The sequence below is a fragment of the Salinimicrobium sediminis genome, assembly GCF_900215295.1.
GTDB classification, from domain to species: Bacteria; Bacteroidota; Bacteroidia; order Flavobacteriales; family Flavobacteriaceae; genus Salinimicrobium; species Salinimicrobium sediminis.
The window spans coordinates 119,006-143,030 of record NZ_OCMF01000003.1; the positions used below are offsets into that span (position 1 = coordinate 119,006).

At 41.9% G+C, this 24,025-nt stretch carries 16 protein-coding genes; 8 read left to right on the forward strand and 8 right to left on the reverse strand.

The genetic code is table 11. From position 1 onward, the window contains the following. Positions 1 to 7: 7 nt before the first annotated feature. The 3 genes from CRO16_RS11615 to dacB all read right to left on the reverse strand — a co-directional run bounded on the left by CRO16_RS11615 (position 8) and on the right by dacB (position 4,040). Positions 8 to 1,537, reverse strand: coding sequence for a helicase HerA-like domain-containing protein (locus CRO16_RS11615; protein WP_245859017.1), 1,530 nt, complete (start codon positions 1,535 to 1,537; stop codon positions 8 to 10). Positions 1,538 to 1,598: 61 nt separating this feature from the next. After that, complete coding sequence (locus CRO16_RS11620; RefSeq protein WP_097056565.1) at positions 1,599 to 2,654, reverse strand: S66 peptidase family protein; 1,056 nt, start codon at positions 2,652 to 2,654, stop codon at positions 1,599 to 1,601. Positions 2,655 to 2,696: 42 nt separating this feature from the next. Then, positions 2,697 to 4,040, reverse strand: a complete 1,344-nt coding sequence (gene dacB, locus CRO16_RS11625; protein ID WP_245859024.1) for a D-alanyl-D-alanine carboxypeptidase/D-alanyl-D-alanine endopeptidase — start codon at positions 4,038 to 4,040, stop codon at positions 2,697 to 2,699. Between the two features lie 142 nt (positions 4,041 to 4,182). Between dacB and CRO16_RS11630 the strand changes: the two genes are divergently transcribed. The 4 genes from CRO16_RS11630 to CRO16_RS11645 all read left to right on the forward strand — a co-directional run bounded on the left by CRO16_RS11630 (position 4,183) and on the right by CRO16_RS11645 (position 11,582). Next, positions 4,183 to 7,272 (forward strand): SusC/RagA family TonB-linked outer membrane protein, encoded by a 3,090-nt coding sequence (locus tag CRO16_RS11630; RefSeq protein WP_097056566.1) that lies wholly within the window; start codon positions 4,183 to 4,185, stop codon positions 7,270 to 7,272. Positions 7,273 to 7,291: 19 nt separating this feature from the next. Further along, positions 7,292 to 8,704, forward strand: coding sequence for a SusD/RagB family nutrient-binding outer membrane lipoprotein (locus CRO16_RS11635; protein ID WP_097056567.1), 1,413 nt, complete (start codon positions 7,292 to 7,294; stop codon positions 8,702 to 8,704). Positions 8,705 to 8,766: 62 nt separating this feature from the next. Then, positions 8,767 to 10,854, forward strand: coding sequence for an N-acetylmuramoyl-L-alanine amidase (locus CRO16_RS16430; protein ID WP_317042532.1), 2,088 nt, complete (start codon positions 8,767 to 8,769; stop codon positions 10,852 to 10,854). Between the two features lie 95 nt (positions 10,855 to 10,949). Continuing rightward, positions 10,950 to 11,582 (forward strand): 7-carboxy-7-deazaguanine synthase QueE, encoded by a 633-nt coding sequence (locus CRO16_RS11645; RefSeq protein ID WP_097056568.1) that lies wholly within the window; start codon positions 10,950 to 10,952, stop codon positions 11,580 to 11,582. Positions 11,583 to 11,633: 51 nt separating this feature from the next. On the opposite strand, the gene CRO16_RS11650 is transcribed toward CRO16_RS11645, so the two are convergent. After that, positions 11,634 to 12,212 carry a DUF2911 domain-containing protein gene (locus CRO16_RS11650; RefSeq protein WP_097056569.1) on the reverse strand — a complete coding sequence of 193 codons (579 nt, stop codon included), beginning with the start codon at positions 12,210 to 12,212 and terminating at the stop codon, positions 11,634 to 11,636. A 406-nt stretch (positions 12,213 to 12,618) separates the two neighbouring features. Between CRO16_RS11650 and gyrB the strand changes: the two genes are divergently transcribed. The 4 genes from gyrB to secDF all read left to right on the forward strand — a co-directional run bounded on the left by gyrB (position 12,619) and on the right by secDF (position 19,900). After that, the gene (gene gyrB / locus CRO16_RS11655; protein ID WP_097056570.1) at positions 12,619 to 14,559 is read left to right on the forward strand and encodes a DNA topoisomerase (ATP-hydrolyzing) subunit B; all 1,941 of its coding nucleotides are present in this window, start codon (positions 12,619 to 12,621) and stop codon (positions 14,557 to 14,559) included. Between the two features lie 118 nt (positions 14,560 to 14,677). After that, complete coding sequence (locus CRO16_RS11660; RefSeq protein ID WP_097056571.1) at positions 14,678 to 15,655, forward strand: DUF6588 family protein; 978 nt, start codon at positions 14,678 to 14,680, stop codon at positions 15,653 to 15,655. A gap of 83 nt (positions 15,656 to 15,738) precedes the next feature. After that, complete coding sequence (gene mdh, locus CRO16_RS11665; protein WP_097056572.1) at positions 15,739 to 16,671, forward strand: malate dehydrogenase; 933 nt, start codon at positions 15,739 to 15,741, stop codon at positions 16,669 to 16,671. 235 nt (positions 16,672 to 16,906) lie between these two features. Further along, the gene (gene secDF, locus CRO16_RS11670) at positions 16,907 to 19,900 is read left to right on the forward strand and encodes a protein translocase subunit SecDF (protein WP_097056573.1); all 2,994 of its coding nucleotides are present in this window, start codon (positions 16,907 to 16,909) and stop codon (positions 19,898 to 19,900) included. Positions 19,901 to 20,905: 1,005 nt separating this feature from the next. Here the strand turns inward: secDF and CRO16_RS11680 are convergent. Genes CRO16_RS11680 through cysS form a run of 4 tightly spaced genes read right to left on the reverse strand, consistent with a single transcriptional unit; the run spans position 20,906 to position 24,014 of the window. Continuing rightward, a complete protein-coding gene (locus CRO16_RS11680) occupies positions 20,906 to 21,397 on the reverse strand; it encodes a DUF192 domain-containing protein (protein WP_097056575.1) in 492 nt (163 codons plus the stop codon). Next, positions 21,394 to 22,218 (reverse strand): prolipoprotein diacylglyceryl transferase, encoded by an 825-nt coding sequence (gene lgt, locus CRO16_RS11685; protein WP_097056576.1) that lies wholly within the window; start codon positions 22,216 to 22,218, stop codon positions 21,394 to 21,396. Before lgt ends, CRO16_RS11680 begins: the two co-directional genes overlap by 4 nt. Before the next feature lie 53 nt (positions 22,219 to 22,271). After that, complete coding sequence (gene yidD / locus CRO16_RS11690) at positions 22,272 to 22,514, reverse strand: membrane protein insertion efficiency factor YidD (RefSeq protein WP_097056577.1); 243 nt, start codon at positions 22,512 to 22,514, stop codon at positions 22,272 to 22,274. A gap of 12 nt (positions 22,515 to 22,526) precedes the next feature. Continuing rightward, positions 22,527 to 24,014 carry a cysteine--tRNA ligase gene (gene cysS / locus CRO16_RS11695; protein ID WP_097056578.1) on the reverse strand — a complete coding sequence of 496 codons (1,488 nt, stop codon included), beginning with the start codon at positions 24,012 to 24,014 and terminating at the stop codon, positions 22,527 to 22,529. Between the last annotated feature and the right edge of the window lie 11 nt (positions 24,015 to 24,025).

Below are 24,025 nucleotides of genomic sequence, written 5' to 3' on the forward strand. Positions count from 1 at the left end.
TAACAGGTTATTTTAATAGTTTATTTAGGACTCCCATTACACCCCTAATAAAAGTTGCGCTGGTGAGTACTTTAACAATTGCTTTTTGTGGGTCGGCGGAAGTATTTCTGCGTCTGCCGGTAGTGGTTTTTTCCAGTTTTTTTCTTTCTTCCTTTGCTTTTTCCCTGGCTTCCTCAACATCGGCCCTTTCAATTTTTGCTTTTAGGATCTCATAAGCGCTTTCCCTGTCAATCGTCTGGTTGTATTTATTTACCAATCCCGAAGCATCAATGAGATCTTTCAGTTCACCTTCAGAAAGAATGTCCATTCTGCTCATTGGAGCCCTTAGCATAGTTGCAGCCAGGGGTGTTGGTCTTCCTTTTTCATCCAGTGCCGTTACCAGCGCTTCCCCAATTCCTAACGATGTAAGCTCATTTTTGGTATCGTAGAATTCAGAAATAGGATAATTTTCTGCAGCAAGTTTTATCGCTTTTCTGTCTTTAGCCGTAAAAGCCCTTAAAGCGTGCTGAACTTTTAATCCTAATTGCCCCAAAACATCTGCAGGTATATCGGCAGGATTTTGAGTGACAAAATAAATACCTACTCCTTTGGATCTTATCAATTTAACAATGCTTTCTATCTGGTCCAGCAGGGCAGAAGAGGCTTGTTCAAAAATAAGATGAGCTTCATCTATAAACATCACAAGCTTTGGCTTATCGCTGTCTCCCTGTTCGGGAAAGGTGTTATAGATCTCGGCCAGCAGGCTTAACATGAAAGTGGAGAAAAGTTTGGGGCGGTCCTGGATATCGGTTAATCTTAAGATATTAATATACCCGTCGCCATTACCGTCCTTTCGCAGCAGGTCTTCAACTTCAAACGATTTTTCTCCAAAGAAAAGATCAGCTCCCTGTTGTTCAAGGGCTACAATTTTTCTAAGGATAGCGCCTGTCGAAGCTGCAGAAATTCGGCCGTAATCCTTTTCAAATTCCTCTTTTCCATCTCCGGTGGAATACTGCAATATTTGTTTAAGATCTTTAAGGTCCAGGAGTGGCAGGTGATTGTCATCACAATACTTGAAGATGATGGAGAGAATACCGCTTTGTGTATCTGAAAGGTCCAGGATCCTGGATAGCAGAACCGGACCAAATTCGCTGACAGTAGCTCTTAGTCGCACGCCCTTTTCTTCGGAAAGGCTTAAGATTTCCACCGGTGAAGCCGAAGCTTTAAAAGGGAAATTCAGCTTTTCATGGCGGGCATGTATAAAGGCCTCTCCGGCTGAAGGTTTTGCCACACCGCTTAGATCCCCTTTCACATCCATAAGCAGTACCGGGACTCCCTTTTTTGAAAGATTTTCGGCAAGGATCTGCAGGGTCTTTGACTTGCCGGTTCCGGTAGCGCCGGCGATAAGTCCATGACGGTTCATGGTCTTCAACGGAATTTTCACTGCTGCATCGGAAAAGACTTCCCCATCATGCATAGCCGCACCCAGGTAAATAAAATCTCCTTTAGGTTGGTAACCTGCAGCAATACTCTCAGAAAAATCTTTTTTACCGACCACTTTTAAATTTTTATAAAAGTAAGAATTGTGAGGGACTGGCAGGGTTTAAAAACTTCAGAATTTAACTTACTGCAGGAGAAAGGAGTTTGAAAGTACCTTTTTCTGCATCCATTTCTGCCCGTATTCCATTAGGAATTGTCACATTATCATTGATATGGCCTATCATAGCTCCTGAAAAAGCCGGAATTCCAAGGGGCTTGATATAATGGTCAATGACTTCTTCAAGAGTTAGAGATCCGTATCCGCTGCTACCTCCTGGATCACATTCGGTACATTTCCCGAAGATAAAGCCGCTGATCTTTCCAAGAACTCCCCCCAGCTGTAGCTGCGTCATCATCCTGTCTACAGCATAAATTTTTTCGCCTACATCTTCCAGGTACAGGATTTTGTTCTCCCAATTTTCAGGAAAATAGGGGGTACCCATAATATTCGTGAGTACAGAAAGATTACCTCCTAAGAGCCCGCCGGTTGCAGTACCCGGGGTGATGGTCCGAATCCTGTTCCTGGTTTGAGTGAGTAAGCCTCCTTTATCTGAAGGATTGTCATATTGCACGGCTTCGGCTTCAAAAAGGAGTTTTTGGAAGTGTTCTGCCGCAAAGTTATTCCATGTGGAAGTGGCAAGAGGGCCGTGAAAAGTGACCAGTCCTGTTTTCTTATAGATTGCCAGGTGCAATGCAGTGATATCACTGTAACCAATAAAAATCTTCGGATTTTTCTCAATGGTCTCATAATCCAGAAGCGGCAGGATCCTGGCAGCACCAGATCCGCCTCTAAGGCAAATAATGGCATCAACATCGGGATCTCTCCACATCTCGTTGAATTCCTCTGCACGTTGTTCGTCGGTTCCTGCAAGGTGACCGTGACGGGTACGCACATATTCTCCCAGTTTCACCTTAAGACCCATGGCTTCCATAGACTCTACTGCGATCTCATATGGCTCGGATTCATATATAGCCCCTGCCGGACTTACGATCCCGATAGTGTCACCTTTTTTAAGCCGTTTCGGTCTTTTTACCTCCTGAAAATAATTTGTGGTTGGTATTGAATTGGCTAGGCTATGGAGGGGGATTGCAAGGCTGCCCAGCCCAACATTCATCAGAAAATTACGTCTTTGCATTTAGAGATAGATTAAAAATGGGCTTTTTGAGCCTCTATAAAACTAATAATTTAAATAGATATTGCGCAGGATAAGCTCCATTCCTGCCTTTATTTCTGCGGAAGGGACAGTATAATTATTATTCATAAAACTAAAGATAAGCACCTTGCCGCTCTTTGTTTTTAAGTACCCGCTTAAGGCATGTACATTACTAATGGTACCGGTCTTTGCAAAAACATAGGGTTCCTCCGCTTTGTAGAAATTCTTGATGGTACCCGATTCTCCGCCGGCGGGTAGCAGCTGAAAAAGCCTTTTTTGAGGTACTTCTTCTGAAATTTTTTCCAGAAGTTTAACCACAGACCGTGGTGTGAATTTGTTGTAAACCGACAACCCTGATCCATCTACCCAAATCACCTCGTCAGGGAGGTCCTGCAGGTAATTTTTCTGCATGTAATCAATAGCAATATCTGTTTTGAGGGTATCTGAAATAACCTGTGAACTCATAAGCAGGAGTTGTTCGGCAATGAGGTTGTCGCTAACCTGCAACATCCTTTTGTACAGACTGTCTGCCGGAATACTGTAAAGAATTTTGCTGTTGCTGAAATCGGCTTTTTCGGAAGGTAAAATTTTAACTGGTTTTTGAAGGGTATCGCTAAGAAGTTCGGTTACTAACTGTGGACTGTAGACAAAGGGCACCTCCCGACTTCTTTTTTCAGCTCCTGCTGGCTGATGATAGAGAAATTTGTTTTGGTCACGCTCCCGCATTACCCGAAAGTTGTCTCCTGTCGCAAGAGAATCCTTCAGAAGAAATCGGTAGAAAAACTTTGGTTTCGCAACAGGGATTTCCGCTTCAGAAGTAGAGGTGAAAGTAGCATAGTTTCCAAAGACAGGCATGTCAGAGCGTTCCACGGAATAATAATAGTTATAGTCATCCCAGGACCAGCCCGGGCCAAAATGCTCCTCCCGGAAAATTGGAGGCACATAATACAATGTTTCATTTCTCGTCTTCAGGAAGTCGAGAACTCTGGTAGATTCCAGTTTGTCGTAAAGGAAGGAAGGGTCTCCGGTTCCCCTAAAGAGGAGGGAATCTTCTTTTACCACATATTCCAACCCTGCTGCGGAATCACCCAGGATCTTCAATCCGGTATAGAAAGTAAAAAGTTTTGTGTTGGACGCCGGAGTAAAATATTTTTCAGAATTATGCTCATAAACCACCTTTTTGGCAACCGGGTCATAGATCATGATTCCCGTGAATCCGGTTTCAAAGGCGGGGAATTCCTCCAGGGTCTCATCCAGTTGAGAGGTTAAAACTTTTGAGGAGGAGCAGGAGGTAAAGACCAGCACAACAATAAATATTCGAAAAATATTTTTCAGAATCGGGGCTTTTAGGCGGCGAAGTATTTTCACGGGAAAATGATTTAAAGGAGAACTTATAGTTAATTTATAATTGCTTAAAGGGTTGAATTTAAAGGAATTTTAAATTATTAGCTTTGAAATGTGAAAAAATTTAATAACTTCTCATCTTAATTTTAATTCAAATTCCAAACAAATGAGAAACAAAATTACACTGTTTACATTCATGATCGCTATTCTGCAGTTTATGAATGTACAGGCTCAGGAGAGGGTGATTTCGGGAACGGTAACTACGGCCGATCAGGGGATGCCGCTTCCCGGAGTAAACGTTATTATTGAAGGTACCAGAACCGGTACTGTAACAGATTTTGATGGGAACTATTCTATCAATGCAGAAGCGGGAGATGTATTAAGCTTCTCCTCGATGGGATACCAAACTGTTAAACGTACAGTGGGTGCCGAAGACGAAATTAATGTAGCCATGGAAGCCGATCTACAGGCATTGGACGAGGTGGTGGTAACTTCTTTTGGTATTGAGCGGGAAACAAAGGCATTGGGTTATGCTGTTCAGGAATTATCTTCTGAAGATATTGTTCAGTCCAATCAGCAGAATGTTGTAAGTGCCTTACAGGGGCAGGCTGCAGGAGTGCAGATCACGAACGCGGGTGGTGCTCCCGGACAGAGTTCAAGGATCATCATTAGAGGTATAAATTCTCTTGATCCAAACGCCGATAATCAACCATTATTTGTAATCGATGGAGTGCCTGTTGACAACTCTACTACAGAATCTGCGGGGACTCCTCGCGGACTTTCTAACAGGGCAGCCGATTTAAATCCAAACGACATCGAATCCCTAAACGTTCTAAAAGGTGCTGCAGCTACAGCTCTTTATGGAGTGAGAGCAGCAAACGGTGCAGTTATTATCACTACAAAAAAGGGAAAATCGGGAGCTATGCGAATTAACCTCAACAGTTCTGTGGGCTTTGAAGAGATCAATCGATATCCCGATGTGCAGGAAGTTTATGGACAGGGATTTTCAGGGGAATATGAGGCCGATTCTTTCTGGCCAAACTGGGGACCTTCCATGGAGGAGATCAACCAAATAGATCCTGATGTTCGGTTTTATGATATTTGGAGAGATGCTTTTAGAACCGGAGTCCAATTTGATAATACGCTCAGTATTTCAGGAGGTGGTGAAAATGCAACCTTTTATGGTTCCCTGGGAAATCTTGACCATAAGGGAATAATGCCTTTCAGTGATTGGGGGAGAACTTCTGCCAAACTAAGTGGGGAAGTAAAAATGAGTGATAAATTTAGATTTTCAGGAAATATAAATTACACTATTTCAGGAGGAAATAGGGTGCCACATGACAGATTTATGGAACGGATGATGTATTGGGCACCCAATCATGACGTCACAGATTATATCAATCCCGATGGCACTATGAAAACCTATGGGAATACAAATCCCTTATATGATGCCCGCTTCAGTACTTTTGAAGATGAGGTTAACCGAACTATTGGTAGTTTGAACTTTGTTTACAGTCCGGTAGAATGGTTAGATGTCAATTACATAATCGGAACCGACTACTATAGTGACAGTCGAACAGAAATAACTCCGGGTCCCCTGGGTATTGCGGGAGAAATTCCATTAAGTAGTACAGGTTTTATCACTGAAACCCGTATTACCAGCCGGGATATAAATTCCAACCTTTTCCTCACCTTCAATAATACGTGGAGTGAAAAAATCTCAACAACTTTAAGGGTGGGTAATGATATCTTTGAAAGGGACTATGAGCGCATTGACGCTACAGGAGAAAACTTTGTGATTCCGCGTTTTTATGACCTTAGCTACACAAGCCAGATATCAAATTCCCAGCATAAAAGAAAGAAAAGATTGGTGGGGTTATACGGAGACCTGTTAGTTGATTATGATGATATGCTTTTCCTGAATATCACAGCAAGAAATGACTGGACTTCAACCTTACCAATAGGTAATAATTCTTTCTTCTACCCTTCGGTTAACCTGAGTTATGTCTTTACTGAAAATATTGAGGTGCCAGATTTCTTAAGCTTTGGGAAATTACGTGCTTCCTGGGCAGAGGTTGGAAAAGATACAGATCCTTACCAGATAGGACAAACCTATACTTCCCCATCAGTCTATCCACTAAACGGCCAGGTTGGTTTCACCAGGTTCAGCAGATTTGGAGATCCGGAATTGAAACCTGAAAGAACAACTTCCATAGAATTTGGAACAGACCTACGGTTTTTAGAAAACAGGTTAGGATTAGATTTCACCTGGTACAAGTCTAATAGTAAGGACCAAATAATACCTGTACCGGTATCTGAGGCGGCAGGTTTTTCAACTTTTGTAACCAATGCCGGAGAAATTGAAAACAAGGGTGTGGAATTCGTTTTAAGGGGCTCTCCCATCATGACCGAAGATTTTAGCTGGGAAGTTTCTTTCAATGCCTCCTATAATAAAAACAAGGTAGTTAATATCCGCGAGGGAATTGATGAAATTGTTGTAGGCAGCCAGTTTGGATATGCAGGAAGTACGGTTACAATGAAATTAATAGAAGGTGAAGCCTATGGGAATATCTTTGGTAGCAGCTATGCACGATATGGCGCCGATCCTAACAGTATTTTCCTGAACGAAGATCTGCCGATTATTATTGGAGCCAATGGTTTTCCGGTAAGAAACGGTTCTCAACTGGTTCTAGGAAACACCACTCCAAAATGGTTTGGGGGTCTGAGGAATGAATTTAACTATAAAGGTTTCGATCTTTCCTTTTTGGTCGACTTTAGGACCGGGCTTGAGCAGTACAGCCAGTATGATAATTTTATGGCGGCATTTGGAATAGCCGAGTACACTTTAGCACGGAATGACACCCGTGTTTTTGAAGGGGTTCTTGAAGATGGATCTCCAAATGCCCAGGCGGTATGGCTTGGCCAGGGGGTAGGTCCTGATGGCAGGGATTATGGGGCCGGTTTTTACCGAAATACCTATAGAACTGTGAGTGAGAATTTTGTTCATGATGCTTCATTTATTAAACTGAGAAATATTTCTCTGGGTTATAATTTCCAGAGTAATATCCTGGAAGCGCTACCATTTGAATCGGCCAGAATTTCTGTTGCAGCAAATAATATCATCCTTTACACTCCCTGGGACGGTTTCGATCCGGAATCTTTCAGTGCAGGTGCCGGAGGAAACGCTGTAGGATTTACAGGTCTCGGATATCCCGGGGTTCAAAGTTATTTTGTTACTCTTAACCTGAGTCTTTAATCGTAAAAAAATATTAGATATGAAATTTTTAATAAAACCACAGAATTATCTCCTGATAACCTTAATGGTTCTGGTTGTTTCCTGTGATGATTATTTGGATATTAATGAAGATCCAAATAATCCTACTGAAGCACCTATTGCTGGTCTCATGGCAAATTCTACTTATGAAACCGCCCAGAATACCTTCCGGATGGGAGATATTTCAACAAATTATGTGCAACACCTGGCATCACCAAACCCCGCCAGTTCATCAGACATTATGGATAGAGTGAACTATAGTGGTACCTGGTCCAGTATGTATAATGTAATGACAGATCTCAGTGATATGATTGCCCAGGCAGAAGTTATTGGTGCTAATCATTATCAGGGTGCTGGTCAAATTTTAATGGCTTTAAATCTGGGAATGACCGTAGACGCGTGGGGAAACGTGCCTTACAGTGAAGCCCTTGATTTTCAAACTATTACTCCTGCTTATGATGATGCGGAAGTTCTTTATGGCGAGATCATCAATCTCTTAAACCAGGGAGTCAGTAATCTTTCCCAGGAAACTGATGTTCCAATAGGAGCAGATGATTTTATATACAATGGGGATGTTGATAAATGGATAAAATTTGGAAACATGCTCCAAGCGCGTTATCTGAATCATTTAAGTGAAACAGCAGCATATGATCCTGCGGCAGTATTGGCCGCGTTAGAAGATGGATTTGAAAGTAATGATGATGACGCGCAGGTGATTTATTTTGAAGAGTCCTTTAATCCGTGGGCAGAGGTTGCTATTGATAATGCCGGACTTCTTTTGGGCGGATGGATCTCTGAACAATTTATTGAAGCCATGGATGGAACAACCTATGGAGTAGTGGATCCTCGTTTACCATTATTAGTGAGTGCAACAGAAGATGGGGAATACATAGGAGTTGAGAACGGTGCCGGTAGGGGAGATGCTCCTGCAGAAGGAGCAAGGTCGACCCTGGAAACGGGAGATTTTTATTCTTCGGAAACATCGCCAATTCTAATAGCTACTTATTTCGAGCAAAAATTTATTGAAGCAGAAGCGGCTTTTGAAATTGACCGTGAACGGTCCTATGAGGCTTATTTGGAGGGAATCCGGGCTCATATGAGAAAGGTAGGAGTCTCCAGTGCAGAAATAGAAGAGTATATTAACCATCCATCCGTAAGTGTGGGAGCAGATAATCTTACTATTGCAGATATTTTTGAAGAAAAATGGAAAGCTATGTTCTTACACCCGGAAGCTTGGGTAGATGCACGAAGGTTTGATTATCAATACGAAGATTTTACGTTGCCTCAAAATGTGAATCCAGAACTACAGGGGGAATTCATCCGAAGATTAGCTTATCCTGATTCAGAAATAAGCAGAAACGGTAGAAACGTTCCTGACGTCACGTTGACAGATCCAATTTTTTGGGACGAATAAAAATCTCATTCTCATAATTCTGAAAAACTCCCGATATTGTCGGGAGTTTTTATTTTTATACTATGAGATATCTGTTGTTTCTTCTTGCTTCTTTGATTTTGATCTCCTGTGGTTCCAGCAGGAAGAATCCCCCATCCAGAATTATTGACAGGCCCATTGTTTTTGATGAGGAAAGGGAGCAGCTCTCGCTTGATTATATGAAAGAGCGGTATGGGTTGGAACAGGAGCAGCCTGTTATCGAACCTAAGATGGTAGTACTTCACTGGACGGCCATACCCACTCTTGAAAGATCTTTTGAAGCCTTTAAAAATCCAACGCTTCCTGGAGCCAGGACAGAAATAGCAGGAGCAGGTAATCTTAATGTCTCTACTCAGTTTCTTGTGGACAGAGACGGTACAATTTACCGGCTAATGCCCGAAACCACCATGGGACGGCATGTGATAGGTCTCAATCATGCCGCTATTGGGGTGGAAAACGTAGGAGGAACACCTGAAACACCACTAACCGAAGCTCAGGTGGAAGCAAATATATGGCTGGTAAGATATCTGAAGTCCAAATATGATATTCAATATGTAATTGGCCATCACGAATACACCAATTTTGAAGATCACGAACTGTGGCTTGAAAAAGATGAGTCATACCGGACTCAGAAATCAGATCCCGGTGAGGAATTTATGGCAAAGGTTAGAGCTGCTACTGCCGACCTTCAATTTAAACCACTTCCTGAGCCCGTAAGGAATGAAACTTTTCCTTTGATCCGGGATATTGTTGAAGATTATGAGAAATATAAAGAAAATACCCTTGAAGAAAGACGAATAAAACATGAAGATATCTTGCCATTAATTGCCAAATGGAAGGATCATGAATTATTTGAGGTCAATAAGGTAGGGACTTCAATTGAAGGAAGAAGCCTTAACCTGATTAGTGTAGGTTCTGGGGACACTGATGTTCTGCTTTGGTCTCAGATGCACGGTGATGAATCTACAGCTACAATGGCTGTTTTTGATATTCTGAATTTTCTTGCAGACGATTCCTTTCAGCAGGAAAAACAGGAATTATTGCAGAATGTAAGGCTTCATTTCCTTCCAATGCTTAATCCTGACGGTGCTGAGGAGTTTCAGCGAAGAAATGCCCTGGGGATAGATGTGAATCGCGATGCACTGCGCCTTCAGTCCCCTGAAGCACAGTCCTTAAAAAGAATAAGAGACAGCCTCGATGCCGACTTTGGATTCAATCTTCACGATCAAAGCAGGTACTACAATGCAGAAGGAACAGAAAAGCCTGCTACGATCTCCTTTTTGGCACCTGCGTATGATTACGAAAAATCTGTAAATGACGTTCGGGGAAATGCCATGAAACTTATTGTCCAGATGAACGAGCTGCTTCAGGAGTATGCTTCGGGCAATGTTGGAAGATACAACGATGATTTCGAGCCTCGTGCTTTTGGAGATAATATTCAGAAATGGGGAACCAGCACTATTTTAATTGAATCCGGTGGTTTTCCGGATGATCGGGAAAAACAGGAGATCAGGAAATTAAACTTTTTGGCTATCCTGGCTGCAATCTTTTCCATTTCTGAAGAAGATTATAAGCGGGCAGCTATTGCTGACTACTCTAAAATTCCTGAAAATGACAGCAAGTTGTATGATCTTAAATTAACGGGTCTTCAATATGAACTTTTAGGAGATCAATATATCCTGGACCTGGGGATCAACCACTCCGAAATTCCTTCGAAAGGAGAACAAAAATTCTATTTCCGAAGCAATATTGCAGATCAGGGTGATCTCTCTACCAACTATGGATATCAAGCCATAGATGTGTCAGGTTTTTCTTTAAAACCCGGAAAAATTTATCCTCAAACGCTTCCCAATCTAAAAGCTGCGGAAAAACTGGATTTTTCTGATCTTTTGTCTGAAGGAATAGCATATGTGAAGGTGAAAGATCTGCCTAAAGGCCAAAATTACACCAACTATCCAATAATTATCGTTGGGGAAAGATTTAGAGCTCCTGAAAAAATAGAGGTGGGAATGAATCCTACTTTTTTTCTTCAGAAAACGGGGGAATCGGGTTATGCAGTTATCAATGGTTTTGTTATATCTCTGGACGGTAGTGCCCCTAAAATTGAAAACGGTCTAATTATCAGAAATTAATTTAGAGGAGGTGAGGATTTCTGTCTTCACTTTTCAAAAAATCTGATCTTAAACCGGGGGTGTTTGAACACCGATTTTAATTATCTTTGCCGGTTATGAATGAACAGGAAGTAAATGCATTAGTGGAAAGGGGAGAGATGCTGCCGCTAATGGAAGATTTTTACACAATACAGGGCGAAGGTTTTCACAAAGGAACTGCTGCCTATTTTATAAGGATCGGTGGTTGTGATGTTGGTTGTCACTGGTGTGATGTTAAGGAGAGCTGGAATGCTAAATTACATCCCCCAACAGGTGTGGACCAGATAGTAGAAAAGGCTTTAAAAAGTAGTAAAACTATAGTGGTTACGGGAGGGGAACCACTCACCTGGAACATGGAGCCTCTTACATCCCGCTTAAAAGCCCGGGGAGCAAAAATACATATTGAGACTTCGGGGGCTTATCCAATGACCGGCACATGGGATTGGATCTGTCTGTCTCCTAAAAAGATCAAATTACCTACCCCGGAGATCTATGAAGTAGCAGATGAGCTCAAGGTGATCGTTTTTAATAAACATGACTTCCAATTTGCAGAAGAACAGGCGGCAAAAGTCAACAGGAATTGTATTCTTTACCTGCAGCCGGAGTGGAGCAACAGGGAAAAAATGATGCCGTTGATCGTAGATTACGTGATGCAAAATCCACAGTGGAAAGTCTCCCTGCAAACCCATAAATACCTAAATATCCCATAAAAAAAAGCCCTTTTCAAAAGGGCTTTTTTCGTAGGTGTTATAATAAGATTGCTACTTCACATTTTTGAATGGCACTACTACATAACGGTCATCCCATCCAATGTACAGATTGGCGCCGTTTTCTGTTGGAGAAAAGCTCATAGAAAGTGCATCAATAGGAGTTTTAGATGTTCTAACAGGAACGGTAATTCTTGCTACATCCTTTTCTACATGATAGTCATAAGCCCCCCAAATGTTAGTACTGTTGTTAAGGATGATCGTCCATTCCTTTTCTCTCGGAATAGTGAATAATGTATAAGTTCCTTTTTTAATAGTCTTATCTCCTACCATGAGATCATTGTAAAGAGTGATCTCTGTAGCTTCATTGGCACCTGTTCTCCAAACTTCACCATAAGGAACAAGTTTTCCAAAAATTTCCCTATCTCTGGTTTGAGGACGACTATAAAGTACCCGGGCAAGGGGTTCGTTGTTTTCTCCTCTAAAGAGGATGACATCCATAGGGCTCACATCCAGTTTCGAAAAATTGGGTCCATCACTATCCTTAGTAGTTTCAGGCGTTTCCTGAGCATTCAGCTGAGGTGTGAATAAAGTACCTGCAAAAACGGCACAGATTATAAAAAATTTTTTCATTTCAATGGTTTTAGATTATAGCCCTAAATATACTTTAAGCAATTTGTAATTTAGTTAAGGTTATCTTTAATTCTCGTTAAAATGATGAATACTTAACCGTCGGTTTTAAACCGGATAATTTTGAGTTTTTCACAAGGAAATATTCACCCTCAAAAATGTCAATAACTACTTCCGGTTTTCTATAAGATCTGTTCCGAAAAAAACGATTTAACTATTGACCTTTCAGAAGATTATCTTGAGCTGTAGAGATTTTTTCAGGTAAAAATTTTAAATAGTGCAAGCTGGGGTTTTTCCACAGATTTTGTTGATAACTTCGATGGTGGGTGTGGGTTTGGAATGGTATAAAAGGATGGAATATCGTATATTTGTGTGTTATAGAAATTGATAAAATTTTAACGAATCAAGTATGAGTGAAGAGGTTAAAAGAAACAGTTATTCGGCTGACAGTATCCAGGCGCTGGAGGGGATGGAGCACGTGCGGATGCGTCCTTCCATGTATATTGGAGATACAGGCGTGAGAGGTTTGCATCACCTGGTATATGAGGTAGTTGATAACTCGATCGATGAGGCGCTGGCGGGACATTGCGATACTATAAAAGTTACCATCAACGAAGATAATTCGATCACTACCGAGGATAATGGCCGGGGAATTCCTGTAGATCTTCACAAAAAAGAAGGAGTTTCTGCTCTTGAGGTCGTTATGACCAAGATTGGAGCGGGAGGTAAATTTGATAAGGATTCCTATAAAGTTTCCGGTGGACTCCACGGAGTTGGGGTTAGTTGTGTGAACGCATTATCTGATCATTTAAAGGCAACGGTCTACCGTGACGGGACGATCTGGGAGCAGGAGTACGAAAGGGGTAAGCCTGTTTATCCGGTAAAGCCAGTTGGAGAAACAGATCTTTCGGGTACTATTGTAACTTTTAAGCCCGATGCCTCCATATTTCAGCAAACCACTGAGTATAACTACGACACCCTGGCGAGCAGAATGCGTGAACTTTCTTTTTTAAATAAAGGAATTACTATCACGCTTACAGATCGCAGAGAGAAAGATGATAAAGGAGAATTTGTTTCTGAAGTCTTTCATTCCGAAGAAGGTCTAAAAGAATTTATCAAGTTTCTTGATGGGACCAGGGAGCCGATTATCAGTGAAGTAATTTCTATTGAAGGTGAAAAGAACGATATCCCCGTTGAGGTGGCTATGGTTTACAATACTTCATTTAACGAGAACCTTCACTCATACGTAAACAATATTAATACCCACGAAGGGGGTACTCACCTTGCCGGTTTCAGGAGAGGTTTGACCACTACCCTTAAAAAGTATGCCGATGCTTCCGGAATGCTGGATAAGCTAAAATTTGAGATCTCCGGAGATGACTTTAGAGAAGGATTGACAGCTATTGTCTCGGTTAAAGTTCAGGAGCCTCAATTTGAAGGCCAGACAAAAACCAAGCTTGGGAACAGGGAAGTTACTTCCGCAGTTTCTCAGGCGGTTTCCGAAATGCTGGAAAATTATCTTGAAGAGAATCCTAATGATGCCAAGACTATAGTTCAAAAAGTGATTCTTGCAGCGCAGGCACGTCACGCAGCTAAGAAGGCCCGTGAAATGGTGCAGCGTAAGACCGTGATGAGCGGGGGAGGATTACCGGGGAAATTATCTGACTGTGCGTCGCAGGATCCGCAGGAATGTGAAGTGTTCCTTGTGGAGGGAGACTCGGCGGGTGGAACAGCTAAAGCCGGGCGTGACCGTCACTTCCAGGCTATCCTTCCGCTTAGGGGTAAGATCCTGAACGTGGAAAAAGCGATGAGCCATAAAGTCTTTGAGAACGAAGAGATCAAGAATATCTATACTGCTCTTGGAGTAACCATTGGTACAGAAGAAGATTCCAAGGCGCTTAACCTTTCCAAACTTCGATACCACAAGATCGTGATCATGTGTGATGCCGATGTGGATGGTAGTCACATTGCTACACTTATTCTTACTTTCTTCTTTAGGTACATGAAAGAGTTGATTGAAGCAGGGCACGTATTTATTGCCACTCCGCCACTTTACCTTGTAAAGAAAGGAAACAAGAAGCGTTATGCCTGGAGCAATAAGGAGCGTGATGAGATCGCGGAATCCTACAGCGGTGGTGTAAGCATTCAGCGATACAAGGGTCTTGGGGAGATGAACGCAGAGCAACTTTGGGATACTACCATGAATCCTGAATTCAGAACCTTGCGCCAGGTTACTATCGACAATACAGGAGAAGCCGACAGGATATTCTCTATGTTAATGGGTGATGAGGTGCCACCGCGTAGAGAATTCATCGAAAAGAATGCTGTGTATGCTAATATTGATGCATAACACCTTACATAATTAATTATAAAGACCCTGCTTTTTAGCAGGGTCTTTTGTTTGTAGGAAGTCTCTGAAGAACCTATACTTTTTTTGCTATTTTTACCACACTAATAAATCTGATCTTGTGAAAAAAATTCTTCTCCTATTAACTGTTTATCTATTATCTGTACCTGCTTTTGCACAGTCTGACGATGTAGGGAAATTTATTGATGATATTTTACTGATTGCCGGGAAATTTTCTGCTCCCGCCGCAGATGGCGCCGGAATTCAGGCTAGCGCCGGGTGGTTCAGTTCTGCATCGGCGCTTGAAAAATGGGATTTTAGATTTTCTCTTCACGGGAATGCCCTTATGGTTCCCTCTAAAAAGAAATCTTTCACTTTAAATAATTCAGAACTTCAGCTTTTAGAAATACAAGGTGTAGAAAGTGCCAGTTTACCTACTGCTTTTGGCGGTGTAAGCAATGACGTTCTCGTGGGTAATATTAATTTTATGGGGCAGGACATCCCTGTTGATTTTGATGCTATTGATGGGATTGGGAGAGATTATATTCCACATGCATTTGCGCAAGTGGCAGTAGGAGTGGGTGCAGGAACTGAAATCACTCTTCGGGCCATGCCCAAAGTGACCATTGATGATGTTACGGCAAGTACCTATGGTCTTGGGGTAGTACACAATTTAAGTCAGTATTTCAATCCGTACAATTTTGAACGAAGTTTTCAGGTGGCTATTGGAGTTGCCTACAGCAAACTGAATGTAGAATATGAATTTGAACCTCAGGGCGCACAAGGTATTGTGCTTCTTGATCAAATCAATGTAGATGCCGATCTTTTTATGGCAGAATTAATAGCTTCCAAAAATTTTGGAATTTTCGAACCTTTTGGGGCTGTAGGTCTAATGAATTCAAGTTTTGACTACACCTTTGGAGGAACCGGAGACTATTTAAGTGAGGTAAATACCCAGGTAAATAAACTTGAAGATTCTAATTTTCAATTCAAAGGGGACCTTGGCTTCAACCTTCATTTTGACCGTTTCAGGTTAAGTGCGACGGGTACGGTGGGAGAATTTTTCAATGCCAATTTAGGCCTTCATGTAAGGATTTAAAATCCTGCATTTAAGCTTCCGTTTAAAGAAAAACTGCAGTAGAATTCGTATTTTCGCAAGACTATTAATCAAAATAATTCAAAATGAAAGTTACTATAGTAGGTGCCGGAGCTGTTGGAGCCAGCTGTGCGGAATACATTGCCATTAAGAATTTTGCTTCAGAAGTAGTTTTAGTAGATATCAAGGAAGATTATGCCGAGGGAAAGGCCATGGACCTTATGCAAACCTCCTCACTTCTTGGATTTGATACCCGTATCACCGGAAGCACGAATGACTACTCTAAAACTGCAAATTCAGATATCGCTGTGATCACCAGTGGAATTCCGCGTAAACCGGGAATGACCCGTGAGGAATTGATAGGGATCAATGCTGATATCGTAAAATCTGTTTCTGCAAGCCTTATAGAGCACTCTCCTAATGTAACCCTTATTGTGGTAAGTAATCCAATGGATACCATGACTTACCTCGTTCATAAAACAACCGATCTTCCAAAGAACAAGATCATTGGAATGGGAGGTGCGTTAGACAGCGCCCGTTTTAAGTACCGTTTAAGTGAAGCTCTTGATGCCCCGCAATCTGATATCGACGGGATGGTGATTGGAGGCCACAGCGATACCGGAATGGTGCCGTTGACAAGACTGGCCACCCGTAACTCGGTTCCGGTTAGCAAGTTCATTTCTAAAGAAAGGATCGATGAAGTTTCTGAAGCCACTAAAGTAGGAGGTGCGACCCTAACAAAAATGTTGGGAACCAGCGCCTGGTATGCTCCGGGAGCAGCAGTTTCTTCATTGGTGCAGGCAATCGCATGTGATCAGAAGAAAATGTTCCCTTGTTCTGCCCTTTTAGAAGGGGAATACGGGCTAAGTGATCTTTGTATCGGGGTGCCGGTGATCCTTGGTAAAAACGGAATTGAAAAGATCGTTGAGCTGGAACTCGATGATGCTGAAAAGTCAAAATTAAAAGAAAGTGCAGAAGGTGTATCAAAAGTGAATGACCTTCTGGACCTTAAAAAGTAGTATTTTTACGGTTAAAATAAGTTACGGAAGAAGCTGCTCAAAAAAGCCTTTTTAAAACGGAATTTTCCTACTGTTGATCCTTCGGCAGGTCAGTGAAATTCTAATTTACAGGTGCTTTTGAGCAGTTTTTTTTATTATTTCAAATAGTTAATTTTTTCAAAAAATATAATTGGGATTTCATTATTGAAAACCTATATTTGTCCGTTTTTAAAAATTGAACATAAATTAAAGAATAATGCAGAACAAGGGAATAGTCAAGGTGTTTGCAATTTTGTTTGCCCTGGTATGTATTTACCAGTTATCTTTTACATTTATTGCTGGCAATATTGAAAGTGATGCCGAAGAATTTGCACAGCGGGAAGTTCCTGAAAGTGTTGAGAATTACATTGTTGAAAGGGAAAGAGTTGAACAAAGATATCTTGACTCTGTAGGGAATGAAGAAACTTTTCTTGGGATCACCTATAACTCGGCTAAAGAAAAGGAACTAAACAAAGGTCTTGACTTAAAAGGAGGAATTAACGTAATTCTTCAAATCTCGGTTAGGGATATCCTTAGAGAGCTTGCGAATAATAGTAAAGACCCTGCCTTTAACCAGGCCCTTGCGAAAGCAGATGAAGCTCAGAAGACCAGTCAGGAAAACTACGTGGATCTTTTCTTTGATGCTTTTGAAGATATTCCTGATGCCCGTCTTGCCTCTCCCGATATTTTTGCAAACAAGAATCTAAGCGAGGAGATCAATTTTGAAATGAGCAATGAGGATGTAAAGCCTATCATTCGTAGAAAAATTGATGAATCTATTACTTCGGCTTTTGAAGTTCTTAGAAAACGTATTGATAAATTCGGGGTAACCCAACCAAACATTCAGCGTCTTGGAACATCAGGAAGAATCCTTGTGGAGCTTCCGGGAGCCAGAGAAATTGAGCGTGTACAAGACCTTTTACAAAGTACAGCACAATTGGAGTTCTGGCATGTATATGAAAGCAATGAATTTCAGAATTTCTTTGTTCAGGCAAATGAGACTTTAAAAGGCCTCGAAGCACAAAAAACCGAAACTGCAGAAACAACTGTAGATACTACCGATGCTGAAGCAGATGAGATCGATGCGCTACTTGAATCTGCAGACGACTCTGTTGAAGTTGCTCAGCAAAATAATCCATTATTCGACTTGATGGTTTCTCCCGGTTTCCAGGGAGGACCTGTTTTGGCTACGTTTAACATAGAAGACACTGCCAAAGTAACTCAATATCTTAACATGCCTCAGGTGCGAGGTCTTCTTCAGGGAGAGCAGCGTTATGCAAAATTCGTTTGGGGAATTACAGATGAAGATGATGCAGCTGCACCCCTTTATGCACTTGTAGGGAATAGACAAAATGAGCCTCCACTTTCAGGAAGTGTGATCACAGATGCTACACAGGCCTACGACCAGGTGGGTAGGGTAGCCGTGACTATGCAAATGAACGGAAAAGGAGCCAGGATTTGGGAGGAAATGACCGGATATGCTTCGGAAAACCAGAGCAGTATTGCTATTGTTCTTGATAACGTGGTTTATTCTGCACCGGGTGTTTCCAGCGGACCTATTTCCGGCGGAAGAAGCGAAATTACAGGAGATTTTTCAATAACTGAAGGTCAGGATCTTGCGAACGTGCTTCGTGCAGGTAAGCTTCCGGCTTCTGCAGATATCGTACAGAGTGAGATTGTTGGTCCGTCCCTTGGACAAGAGGCCATTGATAGTGGGATCAACTCTTTTGCAATAGCACTTATCCTGGTGCTTCTATGGATGGTATTCTATTATGGTAAGGCCGGTATCTACGCAGATATTGCACTTATTGTGAATATCCTTTTCATATTTGGGGTACTGGCAGGACTTGGTGCCGTGCTTACCCTTCCCGGTATTGCAGGTATCGTATTGACCATTGGTATGTCGGTGGATGCGAACGTACTTATATTTGAAAGGATACGGGAAGAACTAAGATTGGGTAAAAATCATAAGGATGCTACCCGGGATGGATTCAGCAATGCGCTTTCTTCTATTCTTGATGCCAACATCACTACTGCGTTGACCGGTTTGATCCTGTTGGTTCTTGGAACAGGTCCTATTAAAGGATTTGCAACTACCTTATTGATTGGTATCGCAACATCTTTATTCACTGCGATCTTCATTACCAGGTTGTTCATTGACAACTACGCAAAGAATCCGAACAAGAACCTTGAGTTCTCTACCGGAATGACCAAAAATCTGTTCACTAACCTTACGATTCCTTTCCTTCAAAAGAGAAAGACTTTCTACGTGGTATCCGGGATCTTTATTCTTGTGAGCTTAGGTTCTTTATTTACTCAGGGACTTAACCAGGGAGTGGATTTTGTAGGAGGAAGAAGTTATACTATCCGTTTCGATCAGTCTATAAACCCTACTGAATTGGAGGATGAATTGATTACCGAATTTGGAAGTGCAAATGCCAAGACCTTTGGTGCTGCCAACCAGATAAGGGTAACAACAAAATATAAAGTTGAAGAAGAAGGAAGTGAAGTTGATGAAGAGATTCTTCAGAAGCTTTACAGCGCTGTACAGGCTTACCTTCCTGAAGGAACAACCTACGAAGATTTCACTGTAGGTGGGGAAGGAGAAAGAGGAATAGGGATCATGCAATCTCTTAAAGTAGGACCTTCAATTGCCGATGATATTAAGCAGGCATCTATCTGGGCTGTACTTGGATCCTTACTGGTGATCTTCCTTTATATCCTTTTAAGATTTAGAAAGTATCAATTCTCGCTTGGAGCTGTAATTGCAGTTATCCATGACGTGTTGATCGTTCTTGGGGTGTTCTCTTTGACATATAAGTTCATGCCTTTCAACATGGAGATCGATCAGGCGTTCATTGCTGCGATACTTACTGTGGTTGGTTACTCATTGAACGATACTGTGGTAATTTTCGACAGGATAAGGGAGTTCTTTAACGAACATCCATCCTGGACCAAAAAAGATGCGATCAACGCTGCAGTGAACAGCACTGTGAGCCGAACCATCAATACCTCTTTAACCACGTTGGTGGTGTTACTTGCGATCTTCATCTTTGGAGGAGAAAGCATCAGAGGATTTATGTTCGCTCTTATTGTTGGTGTAATTGTAGGTACTTACTCATCTATCTTTATAGCGACTCCTGTGACTTACGACACTTTCAACAAAGAAAGCAAGAAGAGAAAATTAAAAGAAAAAGAAGTTGTAGGATAATCTGCAACAACACTTATAACAGAAAGCCTTCCCCTGCGGAAGGCTTTTTTTTGCGGTCAAGTCTTAAAGAAGGGTTTTTGTGCCTACCGCCATTGCGAAGGAGGCTTTCGGCGACTGAAGCAATCTTGTGCTTTTGAAGATGTTTTTCACAGAATTTTTTTGCCACAAATTCACTAATGATTTTTCTGTAACCTGTGAGACTAAATTATATGTCGCTCCTCCGGAGTTGTTTTCTATTCGAATGTTTTTCCATCATTGCGAAGGAACTTTTTGCGACTGAAGCAATCTGCTGCTCTTTTAATAAGAAATCACTGTTTTGAAAATCTTTCGATCCGAGTTCGGGAATGATTTTGCTGAACCTGGAAACATGCCGCTCCTCCGGAGCTTTTTCTTTTGTCATTCCCATCGGTCATTGCGAAGGAGCTTTTTGCGACTGAAGCAATCTGCCGCTCTTTTAGTAAAAAGCCACTTTTTTAAAAAATTCCTTCGACCCGAATTCCGGAATGCTTTTGTCGAACCTGGAGGTATGTCGCTCCTCTGGAGCTCTTTTCTTTTTTCCATTCTAATGCTATAGACATGTCGCTCCTCCGGAGCTACACTTTTCTGAATAACTTTTTTTAGTCATAGTGAAGAAGCTTTATGGCGACTGAAGCAATCCGCCTCTTTGGGAGTGCTATTAATTGATTTGAAAATTATTTTGCCAGAATTCACGAATTTAATTAAGCGGACATAGTGCATTGGATAAGGGAGAGATTGATAATTCCAAATTTTATATCCCAGGCATTGAATTCTATTTCCCACCCCACCCTGCAGGCACCCCTCCGGAGGAGGGGAGATACTCGAGCAAGATTTGGATTTAAAAGAATGGCATTAAAATTTATTATTATTCTGCGTTAATCTGCGAGATCAGCGGGAAATATAAAATTATTCGTGAATTCGTGGCTGCTTAAACAAAAAGCCCCACTAAAAGTGAGGCTTCAAAAATGTCATTTCAGAAAATTTTTTTTAATCCCTGTTGAGGATCAAACTATCTCCTACTACCAGATTCCATTGATCTGAGAGGCCGCCGTTGATCTCCAGCACATATTGCGCAGGAACATTGGAAGGTATGGTTTCCAGACTTTCGGGCTTTGCATCTTTTGCAATACTTACGATTTTGTTTTGGGAATCGAGAAAGATAAGATCCAGTGGGATATGCGTGTTTTTCATATAGAATCCGCGGGGTTCCTCGTTCTCGAAAATGAACAACATTCCCTGGTCTGCCTCCATGGATTGGCGATACATAAGACCTGTCTCGCGCTGATAATCATCATCGGCAATCTCCAGCTTCAGGTGCCGGATAGTATCTCCTGCAGGTTTTACAAGGTAAGCTTCAGCTTCCTGTTTAAAAGTGACAGGTTCTGTTGCGATCTCTTTTGTAGCTTCAGGTTTGTCTTTGCAACCTGTCAATAAAGACCCGGTAATAAGCAGGCTCAAAAATGTCGTTTTTCGGATCATTTTACTCTGTCTTTTGTAGATGGGCGGTACATAAAGTAGAATCCTGCAATTATAAACGGTACACTCAGCCATTGCCCTGTGTTCAATACCCAATTCACGCGTTCTCCTACCTGTGGTTCCTTTACAAATTCTACAAAGAACCTCACGGTCCAAAGCAGAACGAGGAATAACCCGAAGATATAGCCAAGCTTTTCTCTTTTTAAAGTTTTCCAGTAGGTGAGCCACAAAATCACGAATACAACAACATAACAGGCGGCTTCATAAAGTTGTGCAGGATGCCGTGCAAAATCTTCTCCCAGCTTGGTAAAGACCACTCCAAAGTCTGAATTGGTAGGCTTTCCAATAATTTCAGAATTCATGAAATTTCCTATTCTCACGAATATTCCACCGGCGGCAACAGGGATAACAATCCTGTCCAGTACCCACAGCACTGGCTTGTGGAGTACATTTTTGCAGTAGAAGTACATGGCAATAATGATCCCAATGGCAGCGCCGTGACTTGCGAGCCCACGGAAACCTGTGAATTCGAATTCGGGCTCAAACCGTACTGGCAGGAAGATCTCCAGTAAATGGTCCTGGAAGTAATCCCAGTCATAAAAGATCACATGGCCCAGCCTGGCGCCAATAAGGGTGGCAAGCACGGTATAAATGAACAGGGAATCCAGTTTTTCCAGAGACACTCCTTCACGTTCATAGATGCTTTTCATTAAATACCAGCCCAGGGTGAAGGCTACTACGAACATTAAACTATAATAATGGATAACGAAAAATCCCAGATCGATTCCTTCGGAAGGATTCCAGTAGATCTTATTGAAAAGCATGAAATGATTTTAAGGTTGGAAGGTAAATATACATATTTGTTGACTTTAAGGAATTATTTTTCCTTCGGAAGTTTTTCGGGCACCGGGTCATAGCCTTTGCCGCCCCAGGGATTACAACTGGCAATACGTTTAATGGAAAGCCAGCTGCCCCGAAAGGCGCCGTGTTTTTGTAATGCTTCTACGGTATACTGCGAGCAGGTAGGAGTGTAGCGGCAGGTAGCAGGGGTGAGAGGAGAAATGAAATTCTGATAAAATTTCACCAAACCTATAAGCGGATATGACAGCCACTTTTTCACCTTTTTCAGTATTTAGTCTATTGTGAAGGTAGTCCCGTCTTTACCATCCTTCAGCTGTATACCCAATTCGATAAGCTCATCCCTGATCTTATCGCTGGTTGCAAAATCCTTGTTGGCCCTGGCTTCAGCTCTTAGTTTGATAAGAAGTTCAACGGTGCCTCCTAATTTCTTTCCGAAGTCATTATCTGCAGCTTCAGCATTATCTACTAATCCAAGAACTTCAAAAATGAAGTCACTCATGGTCTTTTTCAGCAGCTCAAGATCTTCCGCAGTAATAGAGGACTTCTCTTCTTTTATAATGTTTATCTGTTTTACCGCTTCAAAAAGCTGGGCGATTAGAATGGGACTGTTAAAGTCGTCATTCATGGCGTCATAACACTTCTGCCTCCATTCGGCCACATCAAAATCGGAAGTTTTACCTGTAGGCAGATTTCCAAGAGCGTGATAGGCATCCATAAGCCTGTTAAAGCCTTTTTCACTGGCCAACATAGCTTCGTTGGAAAAATCAAGGATGCTGCGGTAATTTGCCTGTAACATGAAAAATCTTGCCACAGTAGGGGCAAAACCTTTTTCAAGGTTAGGATTGTCGCCTGTAAATATTTCGTTGGGAAGGATATTATTTCCGGTGCTTTTGGCCATTTTTTTCCCGTTAAGGGTGAGCATATTGGCATGCATCCAGTAATGAACAGGGGTCTTGCCCGTAGCTGCTTCCCCCTGGGCGATCTCACATTCGTGGTGAGGGAATTTTAGGTCCATTCCGCCGCCATGAATATCGAATTCTTCTCCCAGATATTTTGAACTCATTACAGTACATTCGAGGTGCCAGCCCGGAAATCCGTCGCTCCATGGGGATGGCCAACGCATAATGTGCTGCGGTTCCGCTTTTTTCCAAAGGGCGAAATCCTGGGGATTTTTCTTGTCGCTTTGAGCTGTGAGTTCACGGGTGTTTGGGATCATATCCTCTAATTTTCTGCCGCTTAGCTTTCCGTAGTCATGAGACTCGTTGAATTTAAGGACATCAAAATAAACAGAGCCGTTAGCTTCATACGCATAACCTTTCTCAAGGATCTCTTTGATGATCTCTATCTGCTCAACAATATGGCCTGTAGCTGTAGGTTCAATGCTTGGCGGAAGATTATTGAATTTTTGAAGGATATTATGAAAATCAACAGTATAGCGCTGTACCACCTCCATTGGTTCGATCTGCTCTAAACGTGCTTTTTTAGCAATCCGGTCTTCTCCCGAGTCGGCGTCATTTTCGAGATGGCCCGCGTCTGTAATATTTCTAACATAACGCACTTTGTAGCCAAGGTGTTTCAGGTATCTAAATACAAGATCAAAAGAGATGAAGGTTCGGCAATTTCCTAAATGCACATTGCTGTACACGGTGGGTCCGCAGACATACATGCCCACTGCACCTTCATTAATTGGTTTAAAAACTTCTTTTTCTCCCGATATTGAATTGTAGATCTTTAATTCCTGCTGCTGGTAAAGTGCCATATGGTTAGAGC

What these genes read in the sequence shown, in the direction of transcription:
- cysS (WP_097056578.1), bottom strand. Translation starts at nt 24,014, where the DNA reads ATGGCACTTTACCAGCAGCAGGAATTAAAGATCTACAATTCAATATCG.
- CRO16_RS11645 (WP_097056568.1), top strand. Translation starts at nt 10,950, where the DNA reads ATGAATGAACAGGAAGTAAATGCATTAGTGGAAAGGGGAGAGATGCTG.
- CRO16_RS16430 (WP_317042532.1), top strand. Translation starts at nt 8,767, where the DNA reads ATGAGATATCTGTTGTTTCTTCTTGCTTCTTTGATTTTGATCTCCTGT.
- lgt (WP_097056576.1), bottom strand. Translation starts at nt 22,218, where the DNA reads ATGCTTTTCAATAAGATCTACTGGAATCCTTCCGAAGGAATCGATCTG.
- CRO16_RS11650 (WP_097056569.1), bottom strand. Translation starts at nt 12,212, where the DNA reads ATGAAAAAATTTTTTATAATCTGTGCCGTTTTTGCAGGTACTTTATTC.
- gyrB (WP_097056570.1), top strand. Translation starts at nt 12,619, where the DNA reads ATGAGTGAAGAGGTTAAAAGAAACAGTTATTCGGCTGACAGTATCCAG.
- secDF (WP_097056573.1), top strand. Translation starts at nt 16,907, where the DNA reads ATGCAGAACAAGGGAATAGTCAAGGTGTTTGCAATTTTGTTTGCCCTG.
- CRO16_RS11630 (WP_097056566.1), top strand. Translation starts at nt 4,183, where the DNA reads ATGAGAAACAAAATTACACTGTTTACATTCATGATCGCTATTCTGCAG.
- CRO16_RS11635 (WP_097056567.1), top strand. Translation starts at nt 7,292, where the DNA reads ATGAAATTTTTAATAAAACCACAGAATTATCTCCTGATAACCTTAATG.
- CRO16_RS11620 (WP_097056565.1), bottom strand. Translation starts at nt 2,654, where the DNA reads ATGCAAAGACGTAATTTTCTGATGAATGTTGGGCTGGGCAGCCTTGCA.
- CRO16_RS11680 (WP_097056575.1), bottom strand. Translation starts at nt 21,397, where the DNA reads ATGATCCGAAAAACGACATTTTTGAGCCTGCTTATTACCGGGTCTTTA.
- mdh (WP_097056572.1), top strand. Translation starts at nt 15,739, where the DNA reads ATGAAAGTTACTATAGTAGGTGCCGGAGCTGTTGGAGCCAGCTGTGCG.